Here is a 17,012-nt window from a genome sequence, read left to right as displayed (position 1 = left end):
CCCCGGCGACACTCGCGAGCCGGATCCGGCGCGCCCGGCGGCAACGCGCCCGGCACCGAACGTAACCGGCGGCCGCTGCTCATGTTATTCTCCGACGTCGATTTCCCAGCGCGTACCCGGATCGGGTCGTTTGTCACAAAGGACGCGTTCCCGATGCTGGCCCTGCCCACCCTGACCGTGTCGCCGAGCGGCGCGGTGGAACGGCCGGCGGCCGGGGCGTTCGCGTTCATCTTCACCCGGCTGCCGGCGCTGCTGCGGATCTCCTGCGGGCTGGTCGGCGCGGGGGTGGCGCTCGCCGTGCGTACCCCGCCGGTACGCACCGAGCTGCTGGTACCGGCGGTCGCGGTGCTGACCGCGTGGTCCGTCTGGTACGCGCTGCGCGCCTGGCGGCACGGCATCGGCGCCGCGCTGGTCATCGGGGACGTACTGCTCACCGGCGTCACCTGCCTGGCGATCCCGGTCCTGGTGGCGCCGGAGGTACTGCCCGGCGAGGCCAGTTGGATCGCGGTACTGGCCAGCACCACCGTGATCAACGCGCAGGCCACCGCCCCGGCACGCTGGTCCATCCCGGCGGGGTTGCTGGTCACCGCCGCCTACGCCGTCGGTGCCCACACGGCCGGGCACCCCGCCGAGGCGAGCGCCCACGCCGCGACCCTGCTGGCGCAGACCGCCTGCACGGCGATGATGACCGCGGTGATGCGCCGCCGCATGGCGCGGGCCGATGCCGCCTTCCTGGCGAACCAACGCGCCTCCCGCGCGGCATTGGTCGCCCGGACCGCCCGGGCGGCGGAGCGGCAACAGAACCGCGACCTGCACGACACGGTGTTGGCCACGCTGACCATGGTCGGGCAGGGCGCGGTCGCCGGCCCGTCGACGGCATTACGCGAGCGCTGCGCCGCCGACCTGCGTACCCTCGCGGTCCTGGCCGAGGCCCGGTCGATGCCGACCGACACCTCCGTGCGGCTGGACGAGCGGCTGCGGGAGGTGTTGGCCCGGCTGCCCGCCCTGCCCGTCAACGCCGACCTGCCGCCTGGCGTGGTCCCGGCGCCGGTGGCCGAGGCGATCGCGGAGAGCGCCCACGCGGCACTGTCCAACGTCGCCCGGCACGCACCCGGCGCCACCACCACGCTGCGCCTGCGGATCACACGCGGCAGCGTCGTGGTCGAGGTGCGCGACGACGGTCCCGGCTTCGACCCGGCCACCGTCCCCGAGCACCGGTACGGCCTACGCGAGTCGATCCACGGCCGGATGGCGGCGGTCGCCGGGCGGGCCGAGGTGGACTCCGCGCCCGGACACGGCACCCGGATCCGGTTGGAGTGGTCGGATGTCGGCTGAACCGGAACTCACCCACCTGCCCCGGTTACCGACCTCGCGCGGCATCGTCCCCACCCCACGGACGGACACCGGCCGAGCGGCGACCGCGGAGGTCCGCGCCGGCCGAGCGGCGACCGCGGAGGTCCGCGCCGGCCGGGCGGCGGCCGCGGTGGCACGCATCTCGGACCGAGGCGCCCGGATCGTGGCGGTCACCATCGCGCTGGTCTGGCACCTGGCGATCGGCCTACCGGCCGTGCTGGGCTACCGCACGGAGCTGGCCGTACCGCAGGTGGTGATCGGCGGTTGGCTGCTGGTGGCAGCCGTCGGGGCGTTCGCCGGGGTACGGCTGCTGCGGGACACCGCGCTGCCGGCGCTGCCGATGGCCGGGCTGCTGCTGGCGGTCGACGTGGCGGTCTTCGCCGCGGTGGGCCGACCGCAGTTGTTCAGCCCCGCCAACTGGGTCTGGGGCACCCTGGCGTGGTTCTTCCTGGTGGTGCTCTGGGGTCGGCCGGTGCGCTGGCTACTCGCGCTGCTGGCCGCGCACGCGGGCATCGCGCTGACCGCCGTCGCGCTGTACGGGGCGACCGGTGCCGCCGACCTGGCCCGCGCCGGGATGGCCCTCTACGGCACGTCGTCGCTGCCGGTGGCGGTCTTCACCGGGGCGCTGGCGCTGGCGGTGTCGTCGCGGGACCGGGCCGCCAGCGCCGCGGCGGCCAACGCCATGCTGGCCGAGCGGGAGGCCGCCGAGCGCGCCCGCAGCGAGCGGCATGACCGGCTCGCCCTGGTCAGCGGGGCCGCCACCGACGTGCTCACCGAACTGGCGCAGGGGCGGGCCGACCCGGCCGATCCGGAGGTACAGCGGCGGTGCGTACGCGCCGCGACGCGGCTGCGCCGGTTGATCGCCGAATCCGACGACGTGCCGCATCCGCTGCTGCACGAACTGCGGGCCGCGGCCGACCTGGCCGAGCGCAACGGCCTGCCGATCGACCTGGTCACAATTGGCACACCGCCACCGCTGCCGGTGCAGATCCGCCGGGGCCTGGCCGATCCGCTCACCGCCACCCTCGCCGACGCGCGGGACTGGGCTCGGCTGACCATCGTCGCCGGCCCGGACGAGGTGGTGATCAGCCTGGTCACCCCCGACCGGACAGGTCCGGAGGTGGTCGGGCCGCCCGCGGAGGGCCGTGACGGGCAGGTGGAGCACCTCGACGAACGGGACGGGAAGATCAGATGGACGCAGACGCGCTGGCATCGATGAGGCCGGCCCGGCCCATCGGTGTGGCGATCGTGGACGACCATCCGGTGGTCATCGACGGGGTGCGTGCCTGGCTGGCCACCGAGCCGCGGTTGACCGTACTGGCCACCGGGGACGACCCCGACACGGTGCTGCGGGCCGCCCCGCACGCCGACGTGGTCCTGCTCGACCTGCGCCTGCACGGTCGGGTCGTACTGGACAAGCTGGCCGAGTTGAGTGCCGCCGGGCGTCGGGTGGTGGTCTACTCGGAGCATTCGGATCCGCCGACGATCCTCGCCGCGCTGGACGCCGGCGCGGTGGCGTTCCTGGCCAAACACGAGGGTCGGGAACACTGCGTGGCGACCGTGTTGGAGGCGGCGAGTGACCGCCCGTACGTGGCGCCGGCGTTGGCCGGTGCGATGGTCGGTGACTCCCGGCCGGATCGGCCGATGTTGTCCGACAAGGAACGTGAGGCGCTGCTGTTGTGGTTCCAGTCGATGTCCAAGGCGTCGGTGGCGCGGCGGATGCGGATCAGCGAGCACACCGTGAAGCAGTACGTCGACCGGGCGAGGATCAAGTACAGCCGGGCGGGTCGGCCGGCCGCCACGAAGGCGGCGCTGCTCGCCCGGGCGATCGAGGACGGTCTCATCCGACCGGAGGAGATCGGTATCTACCGGTCGCACGCGTCGGCCGATTGGCCGACCCCCTAACGGGCGTCATGACACCACGGGTCCGGCTGGGCGACGCTCGTACGCAGATGCCGTCTGCACCGGAGGTTCGTGACGATGCACGATGACGCGTCCCCGTTCTTCATCGCCCCGCATCGGTTCGACGCGGTGGAGGACGACGGCGGCCCGGTCCTGGACCGGCGGCACGAACTGGTGCCGGAGAGCGGCGAGCGGACACTCGGCCGGCACCGCCTGGACGTGGCGGGCTACCTGCTCGGGCCGACCGAGGCCCGGCACCGGTGGGCGCTGCCCGCGGCGGTCACGTTGACCGTCACCGACCACCGGCTGGCGTACGTCGGCACCGGCTCCCAGCTGGCCCTCGTCGGCGCCCGCCACCGCCGCAACAGCCGGACGTCGGCGTTGGTGAGCGGGCAGATCAGGTGGCAGTGGCCGTCCCGGCTGGAGTTGTCGCCGGCCACCGAGGGCGGTCCCGCGCGGCTGCTGGTGGTCTGCGACGCGCTGCGCACCATCCAACAACCGGCGCTCGCGCTGCTCGGCCCGGCCGGGCAGATCGAGCAGCTGGCCCAGGAGATCCGTCGGGCCGTGGCCACGTTCCGGCTGACCCGACCCGAACTGGTGGACTTGTCCCCGCCGGAGCGGGACGCGCTGTCGCGGCTCGCCCTCGTGGCGCCGGGCCCCGGCCCGGGGCGGGTGGTGCTGCCCGGGTCGCTGCCGGTCGAGTTCCACTCCCGCGACGACTACTACCGGCCCCGGCACGCCGACGAGCCGCCCTACGGCGCGGTCTCCGGCCAGCGGTAGGGGCCACCGCGCCGTCACCCGGTGTGGGTGCGGCGGTCCGCGGCGTCGAGCGCGACGGCCTGCTCCGGGGTCGGTGCGTCGCCGCCGAGGTGGGCCGGCAGCCACCACCGGTCCGCCGGGTCGGTGGGCTGGTCCGGGTACTGCCGCTGGGCCCGGTCGACCAGCGCCTGCAACCGCGACTTCAGCTCGCCGCTCATCGCGTTGGCGTCCGGATAGTCGGCCGGCTCCATCGGCTCCCCGACCAGGATGGTGATCGGCGTGTGCCGCCGGGTGAGGGTGCGCGGCCGGCCCTTGGTCCACAGCCGTTGGGTACCCCAGAGCGCCACCGGCAGCACCGGGACGCCCGCCTCGCGGGCCATCCGGGTGCTGCCACTCTTGAGTTCCTTCACGGTGAAGGAACGGCTGATGGTCGCCTCCGGGAAGACCCCGACCACCTCGCCGGCCCGCAACGCGGTCACTGCGGCGGCGTACGACTGGGCACCGGCGGCCCGGTCCACCGGGATGTGCCGCATCCCGCGCATCAGCGGCCCCGACACCCGGTGCCGGAACACCGCGTCCTTCGCCATGAACCGGACCCGCCGCCGGGACTCCAACGCCCCGAGCCCACAGAAGATGAAGTCCAGGTAGCTGACGTGGTTGCTGGCCAGCACCGCACCGCCGGTACGCGGTACGTGGTGGGAGCCCTCGACGGCGAGCTTCAGGTCGAGAACCCGGAACATCGTCCTGGCGGCGGCGATCACGGGCGGATACACGAGTTCCGGCATCCGGCAACTTTACCCCGAGTAGGTTACGCGCCAGTAGGGGCGTGTGCGTCGGCCGTCACTCGGCGAGTTTGTGCAGGTCGAGCCGGCCACGGGCGAAGGCGTCCACCCGACCCCAGCGGCCCGGGATGTCCAACACCTCGATCCGGCCCATGCCCACCGGCAGCCGCGGCTCCACCGCCAGGTGCCCCTCGTGCGGTTCCAGGCCCAGCATCGTCCGCAGCAACAGCAGCGGCGCCCCGGTCGACCAGGCCTGCGGGCTGCACGCCGTCGGATACTCCACCGGGAACTTCGTCTGCTCCCGCGGATAGCCGCCGAACGCCTCCGGCAGCCGCCCGTCGAAGTACCGCGCGGCCTCCAGGATTCCGTTCGCCACCGTGGCCGCCTCCTCGGCGAAGCCGTACCTGCGCAGCCCCCAGGCACAGAAGGAGGTGTCGAAGGGCCAGACCGTGCCGTTGTGGTACCCGATGGGGTTGTACCTGACCTCGCCCTCGGCCAGGGTCCGCACCCCCCAGCCGGTGAAGAGCCGGTCCCCCACCAGGTGCGCGGCGATCTGCTCGGCCCGGTCGTCGGCGACGATCCCGCTCCACAGCAGGTGCCCGATGTTGGAGCTGAGCACGTCGCACTGCCGCCCGTCCGGGTCGAGCGCGAGCGCGTAGAAGCCCCGGTCGGCGACCCACCAGTCCCGGTTGAACCGCTCCTTCAGCTCGGCTGCCTCCCGCTCCAACTGGTCGGCGTACCCGGGGTCGTCCCAGAACTCGCGGGCCAGCCGCGCCGCGCGGACCTTCGCGTCGTACGCGTACCCCTGTACCTCGCAGGTGGCCCGCGGGAACGGCGGCAGGGCGCCGTCGGCGTACGAGATGGAGTCCCAGGAGTCCTTCCAGCACTGGTTCTCCAGGCCGGTGTCGGTGTTGCGCCGCTCGTACCAGATGTAGCCGTTACCGACCAGGTCGGCGTAGTCGTCGATCCAGCGCAGCGCCCGACGGCACTCCTGCTCCAACTCCTTGACCAGGGCGGCGTCACCGCTCCACCGCTCGTACTCGTCGAGCAGCACCACGAACAGCGGGGTGGCGTCCACCGAGCCGTAGTACGGCGAGTGCGGCTGCTCCTCGAACGCGGCGCTCTCGCCGTAGCGCATCTCGTGCAGGATCCGGCCCGGGTCCTCCTCGCGGAAGTCGTCGAACCGGGTGCCCTGTAGGGCGCCGAGGATCCGCAGCGTGGTCGCGCTCAGCTCGGGGGTGAACGGCAGCGTCTGCAGGCAGGTGAGGATGCTGTCCCGGCCGAACATGGTCATGAACCAGGGCAGGCCGGCGGCAGGCAGCGTCTGACCGCCGAGCGACAGCGGCGCGAAGCGCAGGGCGGCCAGGTCCACGATGCACTGCCGGTAGGTCGCCGCCACCTGGTCGTGCTCGCTGTTCACCTTCGGTGCCTTGGCGATCCACTCCTCCAGGTCGTGCTGCAGCGCGAGCCGCTCGGTGCCGTGCACCCGCAGCCCGATACGCAGGTCCCGTCCGCCGGGGCCGAGCGCCTGGGTGTGTACGTCGATGTTGGTGTCCCACTGCTCGTTCGGTTCGAGGTGGACGGTGTAGGAGAAGCCGTTGCGGTCGTACCGGGCCGGCTCGGAGGACGAGATGAGGGTCTCCCGCCGGAAGTTGCCCCGCCGGTAGCCGAGCCGGAGCTGGTCGGCGTCCGCCTCGGCGTACACCTCGCCCTTCTTGTTCAGGATCTCGTCCTTGACCTCGAACAGGTCGGCGAAGTCGGCGGCGGCCTCCATCCGGATCTCCAGGTCGACCGCCTTCTCGTCGTGGTTGAGGATGGTGATGCTCTCCCGGAAGCTCCCGCCGACCGCCCGCTCCCGGATGATCGACAGCTTCGCGTCGACGTAGTGCGTGGCCAGGCCCGGCACCAGGAAGAAGCGCGACTCGTAGTACTGGAGGTCGTCGTAGGAGAGCGCGTTGAGCCGCTCTCCGTTGACCGTGAGCACCCACTTGGACAGGAAGCGGGTGTCGATGGAGAACAGTCCGGTCGGCTCGGTCGGGGTCGCCTCGATGTCCCCGGTGGCCTCGGACACGACGAAGGTGTTGCCGTCCAGGATCCGTACGGTGTGGCTCGGCGCCATCAGCGCACCTCCTTACGGTAGCGACGGGGGCCCTCGGTGTACGGCGGCCCGGGAAAGATGCGTTCCAGCTGCACGATCAGCCGCGCGTCGCCGGTGACCGTCATGTCCCCCCGCAGCAGCGCCGCCAGCCCGTTCTCGCGCCCGGTGACCAGTTCCTCGAACATCGCCGGGCTGGTGCCGATGACCGTGTCCGCCTCCATGTCCTGCCGGCTGACCTGGATCTCGCCCCGCTCGATGCGCACCAGCCAGTGCATGGTCTGCGGTCCCTCGTGCAGGTCGAAGCGCAGGGTTCCGGACAGCTTCGCCAGCAGGGGGTCGTACCCCCGATGGTCGAGATCCTCGAAGAACCGAGTGGTCGCGTCCGCCATCGGGCCCTCCCCTCCCGTCGATCCGGTCCCGGCCCACCGGAGGCGTACGTCCGCTCTCCGACCGGCCTTCGCGTCCGAGCAGGATCCCCACCCGCCAGGCGGTCAACCTCGCCTGGATCGGGTGAGCGGACCGTGGTCCCGCGCCCGACCACGGACGCGCGGAGGCCGGCTCCCCGTCTCCCGGGAAGCCGGCCTCCGCCGGGTGGATCAGTTGTTCGGGTTGTCGGCGCTGATGTCGGCGAGCACCGACTGCGGCTCCCGCTCGACGGCCAGGTCACCCATGGACACCAGGCCGATCAGCCGGCCGTCCTCGATCACCGGCAACCGCCGCACGGCGTACGTCCGCATCAGGTCGGCGGCGGCCACCGCGTCGTCGTACTGACTGACGGTGATCACGTCCTTGGTGGTGAGCTGGTTGAGCCGGGTGGTGTTCGGGTCCAGGTTCCCCGCCACCCCGCGGACCGTGATGTCCCGGTCCGTGAGGATGCCGACCACGTTGTCGCCGTCGGTCACCACCACGTCGCCGATCGCGGAGTCACGCATCTCCTGGGCCGCCGCGACGAGGGTGTCGTTGCCGTCCATGGTCACCAACCGGGTCGTCATGAACTCTCCGACCGTTGTCATGGTGCCTCCCTCTCGGTGTAGGGCAACCACGTGTCTACCCGACGGCTCCGACCAGTAACGCCGAGCCGCCCGACCCGACCGGTGACGCCGGCCGACCGGTGGGCACCCCGGCCGCGGGGCGCGGGTCAGCCCTGTGCTGGGAGGCCGTAGACCCGCTCCACGGGCAGCCGCAGCACCACCCGGCGGTCGGCCACCATGGCCCGGCGGTAGTCGTCCCAGTCCGGGTGTTCCGCACCCCGGATCGACCGGTACAGCTCGACCAGTTCGGAAACGGTCGGGTCGTCCGGTTCCACCGCCACCGGGGTCAGCTCGGCCTGCCCCTCCACCACCGCGTACGCCCAGCCGTCCGCGCTGCTGACGTGGAGGCTGGCGCGTGGGTCGCGGCGCAGGTTCGCGGTCTTCGCCCGGCCGTCGGTCACCGACACGCGGATCAGCTCGTCGGCTCGGTCGAAGCCGTAGATCACATTGGACAGTTGCGGTCGGCCGTCCCGCTTCAGGGTGGCCAGCACCCCGAGGGAACGGTCGGCGACGAGGTCGAGCAGCGCCGATCGGTTCTGGTCGTCGGTCACGAGATCCTCCCGGGTCAGCGTTCGGCGGCCACCAGCTCGGCGAGCTGCACCGCGTTGAGTGCCGCGCCCTTGCGCAGGTTGTCGTTGGAGCAGAACAGGGCCAGGCCGTGCTCGACGGTCTCGTCGGCGCGGATCCGGCCCACGTACGTCGGATCCTGCCCGGCGGCCTGCAACGGCGTCGGCACGTCAGTCAACGCCACGCCCGGGGCGCCGTCGAGCAGTTGGTGTGCCCGCTGCGGGCTGATCGGCCGGGCGAACCGGGCGTTGATCTGCAACGAGTGCCCGGTGAAGACCGGCACCCGGACGCAGGTGCCGGAGACCTTCAGACCCGGGATCTCCAGGATCTTACGGCTCTCGTTGCGCAGCTTCTGCTCCTCGTCGGTCTCCGCCGAACCATCGTCGACGATCGAACCGGCCAGCGGGAGCACGTTGAACGCGATGGGCCGGGCGAACGAGCGGGGGGCGGGGAACTCCACCGCGGCACCGTCGAAGGTGAGCCCGGCCGCGTCCTCGGCCACCTTGCGTACCTGCTCGTCCAGCTCGGCGACGCCGGACAGCCCGGCACCCGAGACCGCCTGGTACGTCGAGACGACCAGGCCGACCAGTTCCGCCTCGGCGTGCAACGGCCGCAACACCGGCATCGCGGCCATCGTCGTGCAGTTCGGGTTGGCGATGATGCCCCGCGGACGGCGCGCGGCGGCGTGCGGGTTGACCTCGGCGACGACCAGCGGCACCGCCGGGTCCATCCGGAAGGCCGACGAGTTGTCGATGACCACCGCACCGGCGGCGGCCACCCGTGGCGCCAGCTCCTTCGCGCTGCCCTTGCCGGCGGAGAAGAGCACGATGTCCAGCCCCGAGTAGTCGGCGGTGGCCGCGTCCTCGACGGTGACCTCCTCGCCGCGCCACGGCAGCGTACGCCCGGCCGAACGCGCCGACGCGAAGAACCGCACCTGCTCGGCCGGGAACTCCCGGTCCGCCAACACCTGCCGCATGACGCCACCGACCTGGCCGGTCGCGCCCACAATGCCGATCCTCATGCCCGCGAGGCTACCGAGCCGAACGGGTCGAACGGGAACGCTTTCCCACCGCTCGGGGTGGTCGCGGCGAGGTCCGCGCCGCCCCGCGCCGGGACAGCCGCCCGGCGAACCGGCCGTCGACCCGGAAGATCGACGCCGCCGCGCCTTCCCCGGCCGCAACATCTCAGCCCGGCCCCACCGGCACGGCGACCGACATCACATCGGCGGCCCGGTCCGGAACCGCGCCGCCGTCCCCGATTCAGTAGACTGCGACCCGCCATGGAATCGAGCGTCCGGGTCACTCTCGCCGGTGCCGCCGTGCTCGTGGCCGCCGCCGGCAACCTGCTGGCGATCGTGCTGCTGCCCTGGGCCCACTACGGCGCGCTGACGATGGGGCTCGACCGGTTCCCCGGCTGGCCCTGGCACGCCACCGCCGTCGCCGTGCTGTACGCCGCCGCGCTCTGGGCCCTGCTGGCCGCACCGCAGCGGCGACGGCCGGTGATCGTGCTCAGCGCACTGGCCGGGCTCGCCGCCGCCGGCTCCGCCGTGGCGCTGGCCCTGCGGTACGACGAGGCGAGCCTCTTCTTCGACCGGTACGTCCCGGCGGTCATCCCCGCGCACGGCACCGGCGCACCGGTCGCCGTACTGTCGGTGCTGGTCTGCCTGACCGCGGTCGGCTCCCGCTGGCCCCGGTCGACCGGGGCGGGATAGCCCCGGTCGACCGGCGGATCAGCCCACCGGATGGTCGACGACCTCACCCAGACCGGTGGCGACGAGTTCGTCCCGGATCAGCGCGGCGTCTCCCTCCACCACCAGGGTCAGCGACTCCGGGTGCAGGTGGGTGGCGGCGGCGGCCGAGACCTGCGCCACGTCGGCGGCGAGCAGCGACTCGCGCAGCCGGGCGTGGTAGTCGTCCGGCAGGTCGTGCACCACCAGCGTGGTCAACGCCCCGGCGATCGCCCGCGGGCTCTGCAGTTCGACCGAAAGCTGGCCGGCCCGCCAGGAGCGGGCCACCGCCAACTCGTCCTCGGTCACCCCACCGGCCCGGGTCCGGGCGATCTCACCGACCGACTCCACCAGCGCGGGCGCGGTGACCGCGGTCTGCACCCCGGAACTGACCGCGAACCGGCCGAACCGGCGAGACGAGGCGAACTCGCCCCGGATGCCGTACGTGTAGCCGCGTACCTCGCGGATCAGATGGTTCAGCCGGGAGGTGAACGCGCCGCCGAGCACCGTGCCGGCCAACGCGATCGGCACGTGGTCCGGGTGGGCGCGGTGCGGCGCCGGGTGCCCGAGCCGCAACGTGGACTGCACCGAACCGGGCCGGTCCACCAGGATGATCCGGCGCCTGTCGTGTCGCGGCACCTCGATCGGCGTACCCCGGTCCACCGGACCACCACCGGTACCGGCGAAGGCCGCCGCGGCGAGCCCGTCCAGGTCGATCCGGTCCAGGTCACCGGCGACCACCAGGGTGCCGGGGCGGATGAACCACTCCGAGTGGAAGACGGTGACGTCCTCCACGTCCAGGCCGGCGACCGAATCCGGGTCGCCGTACATCGGGCGGCCCCACCGGTTGTCGGCGCCGAACAGGTCGGCCCGCAGCACCGCGTCGGCGCGCGGGCCGGGGTTCGCCCAGTCCATCCGCAGCGCGGTCGCCTCGTCGTCGCGTACCCGCCGCACGTCGTCCGGGTCCAGTCTCGGCGTACGCACCGCCTCGGCGAGCAGCTCCACGGCCGCACCCAGCCGGTCCACCGGCACCTGCACGCTGGCCTGGAAGGTGTCCCAGTCCAGCCCGGTCACCAGCTCGGTGCCGAGCGCCTCGATGGCCAGGGCGTAGGCGGTGGCGTCGCGCTGGCCGGTGCCCTCCTCCAGCGCCTTGGCGAGCACTCCGCCGAGCCCCTCCTTGCCCACCGGCTCCCGGCCGGCGCCCGCGTCGAGCAACAGCAACGCCACGGCGAGGTTCTGCCCGGGCAGGTGCGCGGCGACCACCTGGCCGCCCGCCACGACCCGGCGGACCACCTGCGGAAACCGGTACGGGCGAGCCGCGCCCGGACCGGGACGTTCGGCGATGAGAGTCACTGGGCCAACCTTTCGTTCGCGACTGCGGGGCTCGCTGCTGCCAGGTCGCGGCACCCCAACGGGCCGCGCCGCTCACTCCTCGCGCTCACCGAGCCAACCTTTCGTTCGCGACTGCGGGGCTCGCCGCTGCCAAGTCGCGGCACCCCAACGGGCCGCGCCGCTCACTCCTCGCGCTCACGGGGTCTCCTCGGGGCGGTAGGTCAGGGTCACCCGGTCGGCAGCGGTGAGTACCTCGGCGGCCACCTCGGCGATCTGGTCGGCGGTGACCGCGAGCCAGCCCGGCAGCCGGTCGGCCACGGTGGCCGGGTCGCCGAACTGGGTAGCGTACCGGCCCAGCGCGTCCGCCCGTCCGTCCACAGTCGACATCTGGCGCCACCAGGCGGTGGTCAGCAGCGCCTTGGCCCGGTCCAGCTCGGTCGGAGTGACCGGCACGGTGGCCAACTCGTCGACCACCTCCGCCAACCCTTCGGCCAGCCGTTGCCCGCTCACCCCGGGCCGGGCCGTGGCGGTGGCGATCAGCGGTGCCGGCGCGTGCGCCAGGTCCACCCCGTACGCGCCGACCAGATCCGGCTGCGCGATCCGCTCGCCGTCGGCGAGCCGCTGGTAGAGACGGCTGCCCCGGCCGCTGCCGAGCACCGTGGCCAGTACGGTCACCACGTCGTGGTTCGGCGTACCGAACGGGTAGGTGCGGTGCGCGACGTACACCCGGGGGGCCGGCACGTCGGTGACCACCGTCTCCTCGGTCGGCACGCCGGTGGCCGGGACCACCCGACCGTCGGGGGCGACCGGGATCTCGGCGCGGGCCGGGATGGCGCCGAAGTACTTCTCGGCCAGCGCGACGACCTCCTCGACCCCGGTGTCACCGACCACGGTGAGCACCGCGTTGTTCGGTGCGTAGTAGGTCTGGTGGAACGCCTGGAAGGTGGCCAGGTCGGCGGCGTTCAGGTCGGCCATCGAGCCGATGGTGGCGTGGTGGTACGGGTGGCCCGGCGGATAGAGCAGCGGCAGCAGCCGCAGCCACGCGTCGCCGTACGGCACGTTCTCGTACCGCTGGCGGCGTTCGTTCTTCACCACGTCACGCTGGTTGTCCAGCGTCTCCTGGGTCAGCGCCGGCACCAGGCCACCCATCCGGTCGGCCTCCAGCCAGAGCGCCAACTCCAGGTGCTCGGCCGGGACCGTCTCGAAGTAGTTCGTCCGGTCCGGGTTGGTGGTGGCGTTCAGGGAGCCACCCGCCCCTTGCACCAGCTTCATGTGTTCGGTCTTCGCCACGTTCACCGAGCCCTCGAACATCAGGTGCTCGAACAGGTGGGCGAAGCCGGTCTGACCGGCCGGCTCGTGCCGGGAGCCGACGTCGTACCAGAGGTTCACGGCGACCGCCGGGGCGGTGCGGTCCTCGCTCACCACCACGCGCAGGCCGTTGTCCAGTCGGGTCGTCGAGATGGGCCAGGGGTAACCACTGTCGGGCATGGCACCGACGCTATCCGATCTCCGGCGGCTGACACGGCCGGGACGCGGCCGGTGCCGGCCAGCACGTCGGCGGGGATCAGTCCGGCGGCTCGATCGGGGTCACCGTCTCCGCCGAGCTACGCCGCTCCAGCACCGTGTCCGGTGCGGCGTTGTGGTCGGCCGCCCGCAGGTCCGACTCGGTCAGAATCGCGTCGGCCTGCGCCTCGGAATCCTCGCTGCCGACGGCCGCCTCCTCCGGCAGCAGGTGGGCCCGGGACTCGATCCGCTCCTGGTCGCTCTTCGCGTCGCTCATGCCGCTTCCATACCCCCACCGCCTCCCCCGCACGCGCGAAACGACGGACCCGCTCAGGAGCGGAACGGGCCGCGCACCTCGTAGGTGATGCCACCGGAGGACGATCCCGAGGTGCCGCGCTGCGAGAAGAATGTTCGGTGGCGCTGGACGGACCGCCAGCTTCATCGATGAAGATGAACGTAGGGCGAGGCGTCGCCGACAAGGGGGTGAGCACCGCCCCACCGTCGGGTACGCTTACCGACGTGACGCGGTCGTATCGATGGTTTAGGCAGCCGGCTCGCAAGCCGGTGACTTCACCATGATCTGACGTCACCGTTCACGAGCCGGCCGGGCAGGAGCTTTCGTTCCTGCCCTTTCGCGTACGAGCAGCCGGCTCGACCCGGGCACCGGCCCCGGGTGCGGTCGGCGGAAGGATGCCCACCGTGCCGACCCCGGACAATCACCGGGTCATCGATCAGCGGATCGACCGTGTCGTACCGCTGACCACCCCGGCCCTGCTGCACCACGAGCTGCCCCTGGACGACGAGCTGACCTCGACCGTGCTGGCCGGTCGACGCGCCGTCGGCCAGGTGCTGGACCGCGCCGACGACCGGTTGTTGGTGGTGGTCGGCCCCTGCTCGGTGCACGACCCGGCCGCCGCCCTGGAGTACGCGCACCGGCTGCGCGAGGCAGCCGCCCGGGTCGCCGACGACCTGCTGGTGGTGATGCGGGTCTACTTCGAGAAGCCGCGCTCCACGGTGGGCTGGAAGGGCCTGATCAACGACCCCGGGCTGGACGGTTCCGGCGACGTCAACGCCGGGTTGCGCACGGCCCGCGCGCTGCTGCTCGACGTGCTGCGCCTCGGCCTGCCGGTGGGCTGCGAGTTCCTCGACCCGATCACGCCGCAGTACATCGCGGACACGGTGGCCTGGGGTGCGATCGGGGCACGCACCGTGGAGAGCCAGGTACACCGCCAACTCGCCTCCGGCCTGTCCATGCCGATCGGCATGAAGAACCGCCCCGACGGCAGCATCGCCACCGCGGTGGACGCGATCCGGGCGGCCGGCGTACCGCACGTCTTCCCCGGCATCGATGTCTCCGGCACTCCGGCGATCATGCACACCCGCGGCAACGCCGACGGTCACCTGGTGCTGCGCGGCGGCGGCGGGCGACCCAACTACGACGCGGCCTCGGTCGCCGCCGCGCTGACGCAGGTGCGCGCGGCCGGGCTGCCGGAGCGGCTGGTGGTGGACGCGAGCCACGCGAACAGCGGCAAGGACCACCGCAACCAGCCCACGGTGGCCGCCGACGTGGCCGCGCAGATCGCCGCCGGGCAGCGGGGCATCGTCGGGATCATGCTGGAGAGCTTCCTGGTACCCGGGCGGCAGGACCTCGACCCCACCCGTGAGCTGACCTACGGGCAGTCGATCACCGACGCGTGCATCGGCTGGGACACCACCGAGGAGGTCCTCGCTCACCTCGCCACCGCCGTACGTACCCGCCGCGCCGCCCACCCCCACCCCCTGCCCACCCCCGCCTGACCACCCGCCGCGTCGGTCCCCGCCCTCGGCCCGCACCACCGCGGGGCCGGGGGCTGTGGCGGCACCCGGGGGATCGTGGACGGGGTGCGAGTTTGGTGGCAGGGCCGGCGGGTAGCTGACGGGCGTGACCGACGACGTACCCGTGACCGGGACACCCACGGCGCCGACGACGCAGGCGCGCCTGCCGGAGGCCATCCTGGCCGATGTGCCGGTGGTGGACACCGCCGCGCTCGACCCGCCCACCACCGACCTGCCCGGTACGGTCGCCGCCGTACCGGACGAGGTGCAGGTCGACGAGGTGGACACCCGGCCGCTGGACGAACTGCTCGACGACCTCTACCACGGTCAGGAGCGGATCAGCCAGGTCGACATCTACCGCCGGGCGGTCGCGGCGGAGTTGCCGGCGCAGCTGCTCGCCCGGCTGAACGCGCTGCCACAGGGTGAGTACGCGGTGGACGAGGTCACCGACCTGCTGGGTGGCTCGGTTGGCTGACCCGCCCACCCGCACCGGCCGGCAGCCCGCCGTCCCGCCCCGGCGCGGGCGGGGACCGCATCGCCAGCGGCGACCAGGAGAGGAACCCGATGTCGCAGCCCGAGAAGGACAAGCACGAGCGGTTGCCCGCGCTCGCCCAACCTCCGGAGGACGGGGACACGCTGCCCGAGCCGGACTTCGCCAACGAACACGAACGTACCGCCGTCGACGACGACATCCTGACCGGTGCCGACCAGGACGAGCGGGAGCCGGAGTCGCCGCGCGGCTGGTCCGGCATGCAGCGCTGATCCCCCACCCAGCACGGCCGACGCCGCCGCCCGACAGCTCGGGCGGCGGCGTCGATCCGGTTGTTCTCGACCTTGCCGAGCCAGTCGGCGGTACCTGAGGCTCACTCCTCCTTGCGGTGGCCGCCCTCCGCGCCCTGCTGGGCCATCGCGTACGCCATCTGGAGGAAGTCGGACGCGGCGACCGCGGTCAACGCGGTGGCGACCAGCCGGGTCAGCCGCGGCGCCAGCACCAGTCCCCCGGTCAGTCCGGTGGCCACCCAGACCGCCAGGCAGAACGGGCAGCTAAGCAGCTCGCCGATGGCGTGCCGGGTGGGGCTGCCCGAGTCGCGCACCTGTTCCATCACCTCGCCGCTGCCGATCGGGCGGTCGTACCGGGTGAAGGGGGCGCGAAGCGGGCTGGTCACCGCGTCCTTGCTCAGCAGCCGGCTGAGCTTGTGCGTGGCGATGGACAACAGCACCACGTCGGAGGTGGCGGGACGGTCCGGCACGGTACGTCCGGTGGCCTTCACCAGCGCGGCGATCGCCCCGGTCACGCCGGCGTAGGCGCCCATCGCCGCCAGGTAGCCGCCGAGTGGGCGGTGCTCGTGCGGGGCGTACGCCTGACGCAGCCGGGTCACCTTCTGCTTCAACTCGCTCAACCGGAACTCCTTCGGGGTCACGCCGCGATCCGTCGCCCAGGTCGGGGGTGGGTCAGCCGGCCTGCAGGTTGTCGGCCACCTCGCGGGCGAGGTTGACCAGTGCCTCGTCGGCCAGCCGGCTGGCCGAGCCGTCGCCGGTCAGGTCGAGCCGGACCCGGGCCCCGCCGGCATCCTCCGGCTCCACCTGCAGCTCCGCCGACCAGTCCGTGTCCCGCGCGTCCCACCGGGCCCGGAACCCGTCCGGTTCGCCGACCCGCGACGCGGACAGCAGCGGCTCGGGCAGCCAGGCGGCGGTCCGGTCGGGGTCGGTCGCCGTGTTGAAGACGACCTCCGGTGGCGCGGAGACGCCGCGCTCCGCGTACGCCATCACGCGTCCCGCAGCCGGCTCGGGTCGACCTCCCGCCCGGGATGCCGGGCGAGGTACTCGGTCTCCAGTTCGGCCGTACGCCGCAGGTGGTTGGCGAGTGCCGAGTCGGTGGCGTGCCGCAGCGTGTCCAGCCGGGTGCGGTGCAGGCTCTGCATCTCGCGGACGAGGTCCTCGTCGGCGAGTTCGGCCGGATCGATGCCCGGCAGGTCGGCGTCGAGGGCCGGGGTGGCCACCCGGTCGTCGCCCCACTCCGGGATCCGCTGCTCGGGGCTCACCTCCGTGCCGCCGGTGGGGAATCCGTCCGGTCGTCCCGATGCCGTCATCTCGCGCCCCCTCGTCCGTCATGAGCTGGCGTCTGTACGGATGCCCAGGCCGAC

At 72.9% G+C, this 17,012-nt stretch carries 20 protein-coding genes; 8 read left to right on the top strand and 12 right to left on the bottom strand.

Translation table 11 applies throughout. From position 1 onward, the window contains the following. Positions 1-153 precede the first annotated feature (153 nt). From D2L64_RS19395 to D2L64_RS19380, 4 genes are all read left to right on the top strand, one after another. Positions 154-1,335: a sensor histidine kinase gene (locus D2L64_RS19395; protein WP_119578556.1), complete on the top strand. Its 1,182-nt coding sequence runs from the start codon at positions 154-156 to the stop codon at positions 1,333-1,335. After that, on the top strand, positions 1,325-2,572 hold the full coding sequence (locus D2L64_RS19390; RefSeq protein WP_233559042.1) for a hypothetical protein: 1,248 nt from the start codon (positions 1,325-1,327) through the stop codon (positions 2,570-2,572). Before D2L64_RS19395 ends, D2L64_RS19390 begins: the two co-directional genes overlap by 11 nt. Then, complete coding sequence (locus tag D2L64_RS19385; protein ID WP_119578554.1) at positions 2,545-3,258, top strand: response regulator; 714 nt, start codon at positions 2,545-2,547, stop codon at positions 3,256-3,258. The genes D2L64_RS19390 and D2L64_RS19385 overlap by 28 nt, the downstream gene beginning before the upstream one ends. A gap of 75 nt (positions 3,259-3,333) precedes the next feature. Further along, positions 3,334-4,035: a hypothetical protein gene (locus tag D2L64_RS19380; protein ID WP_119578552.1), complete on the top strand. Its 702-nt coding sequence runs from the start codon at positions 3,334-3,336 to the stop codon at positions 4,033-4,035. 14 nt (positions 4,036-4,049) lie between these two features. Here D2L64_RS19380 and D2L64_RS19375 read toward each other — a convergent pair whose 3' ends face one another. The 6 genes from D2L64_RS19375 to D2L64_RS19350 all read right to left on the bottom strand — a co-directional run bounded on the left by D2L64_RS19375 (position 4,050) and on the right by D2L64_RS19350 (position 9,513). Further along, positions 4,050-4,799, bottom strand: a complete 750-nt coding sequence (locus tag D2L64_RS19375; RefSeq protein ID WP_119578550.1) for a lysophospholipid acyltransferase family protein — start codon at positions 4,797-4,799, stop codon at positions 4,050-4,052. 55 nt (positions 4,800-4,854) lie between these two features. Further along, entirely contained in the window at positions 4,855-6,915 is a 2,061-nt protein-coding gene (locus D2L64_RS19370) for an amylo-alpha-1,6-glucosidase (RefSeq protein ID WP_119578548.1), read from the bottom strand. Then, entirely contained in the window at positions 6,915-7,283 is a 369-nt protein-coding gene (locus D2L64_RS19365) for an SCP2 sterol-binding domain-containing protein (RefSeq protein ID WP_119578546.1), read from the bottom strand. The genes D2L64_RS19370 and D2L64_RS19365 overlap by 1 nt, the downstream gene beginning before the upstream one ends. 207 nt (positions 7,284-7,490) lie before the next feature. Beyond that, on the bottom strand, positions 7,491-7,907 hold the full coding sequence (locus tag D2L64_RS19360) for a CBS domain-containing protein (RefSeq protein ID WP_119578544.1): 417 nt from the start codon (positions 7,905-7,907) through the stop codon (positions 7,491-7,493). 125 nt (positions 7,908-8,032) lie between these two features. After that, positions 8,033-8,476, bottom strand: coding sequence for a PPOX class F420-dependent oxidoreductase (locus tag D2L64_RS19355; protein WP_119578542.1), 444 nt, complete (start codon positions 8,474-8,476; stop codon positions 8,033-8,035). A 14-nt stretch (positions 8,477-8,490) separates the two neighbouring features. Continuing rightward, on the bottom strand, positions 8,491-9,513 hold the full coding sequence (locus D2L64_RS19350; protein ID WP_119578540.1) for an aspartate-semialdehyde dehydrogenase: 1,023 nt from the start codon (positions 9,511-9,513) through the stop codon (positions 8,491-8,493). A gap of 258 nt (positions 9,514-9,771) precedes the next feature. On the opposite strand from D2L64_RS19350, the gene D2L64_RS19345 reads away from it, so the two are divergent. After that, complete coding sequence (locus D2L64_RS19345; protein ID WP_119578538.1) at positions 9,772-10,203, top strand: hypothetical protein; 432 nt, start codon at positions 9,772-9,774, stop codon at positions 10,201-10,203. An 18-nt stretch (positions 10,204-10,221) separates the two neighbouring features. Here D2L64_RS19345 and D2L64_RS19340 read toward each other — a convergent pair whose 3' ends face one another. From D2L64_RS19340 to D2L64_RS19330, 3 genes are all read right to left on the bottom strand, one after another. After that, positions 10,222-11,571 carry a M16 family metallopeptidase gene (locus D2L64_RS19340; protein WP_119578536.1) on the bottom strand — a complete coding sequence of 450 codons (1,350 nt, stop codon included), beginning with the start codon at positions 11,569-11,571 and terminating at the stop codon, positions 10,222-10,224. Positions 11,572-11,745: 174 nt separating this feature from the next. After that, complete coding sequence (locus D2L64_RS19335; RefSeq protein WP_119578534.1) at positions 11,746-13,038, bottom strand: M16 family metallopeptidase; 1,293 nt, start codon at positions 13,036-13,038, stop codon at positions 11,746-11,748. Positions 13,039-13,114: 76 nt separating this feature from the next. After that, on the bottom strand, positions 13,115-13,330 hold the full coding sequence (locus D2L64_RS19330) for a hypothetical protein (protein ID WP_119578532.1): 216 nt from the start codon (positions 13,328-13,330) through the stop codon (positions 13,115-13,117). 413 nt (positions 13,331-13,743) lie between these two features. On the opposite strand from D2L64_RS19330, the gene D2L64_RS19325 reads away from it, so the two are divergent. The 3 genes from D2L64_RS19325 (at position 13,744) to D2L64_RS19315 (ending at position 15,630) form a co-directional block, all read left to right on the top strand. After that, on the top strand, positions 13,744-14,850 hold the full coding sequence (locus tag D2L64_RS19325; RefSeq protein WP_119578530.1) for a 3-deoxy-7-phosphoheptulonate synthase: 1,107 nt from the start codon (positions 13,744-13,746) through the stop codon (positions 14,848-14,850). Between the two features lie 250 nt (positions 14,851-15,100). Beyond that, positions 15,101-15,343, top strand: coding sequence for a hypothetical protein (locus tag D2L64_RS19320; protein WP_119578608.1), 243 nt, complete (start codon positions 15,101-15,103; stop codon positions 15,341-15,343). A gap of 89 nt (positions 15,344-15,432) precedes the next feature. Next, positions 15,433-15,630 (top strand): glycosyltransferase family protein, encoded by a 198-nt coding sequence (locus tag D2L64_RS19315; RefSeq protein WP_119578528.1) that lies wholly within the window; start codon positions 15,433-15,435, stop codon positions 15,628-15,630. Positions 15,631-15,731: 101 nt separating this feature from the next. Here D2L64_RS19315 and D2L64_RS19310 read toward each other — a convergent pair whose 3' ends face one another. Genes D2L64_RS19310 through D2L64_RS19300 form a run of 3 tightly spaced genes read right to left on the bottom strand, consistent with a single transcriptional unit; the run spans position 15,732 to position 16,958 of the window. Then, entirely contained in the window at positions 15,732-16,268 is a 537-nt protein-coding gene (locus tag D2L64_RS19310) for a DUF1360 domain-containing protein (protein ID WP_119578606.1), read from the bottom strand. Positions 16,269-16,320: 52 nt separating this feature from the next. Beyond that, entirely contained in the window at positions 16,321-16,635 is a 315-nt protein-coding gene (locus D2L64_RS19305) for an SRPBCC family protein (protein WP_119578526.1), read from the bottom strand. After that, the gene (locus D2L64_RS19300; protein WP_119578524.1) at positions 16,635-16,958 is read right to left on the bottom strand and encodes a DUF6158 family protein; all 324 of its coding nucleotides are present in this window, start codon (positions 16,956-16,958) and stop codon (positions 16,635-16,637) included. Before D2L64_RS19300 ends, D2L64_RS19305 begins: the two co-directional genes overlap by 1 nt. Between the last annotated feature and the right edge of the window lie 54 nt (positions 16,959-17,012).

The organism is Micromonospora radicis, assembly GCF_003583405.1.
GTDB lineage: Bacteria > Actinomycetota > Actinomycetes > Mycobacteriales > Micromonosporaceae > Micromonospora > Micromonospora radicis.
This window is presented reverse-complemented; position numbering and strand designations above follow the sequence as displayed.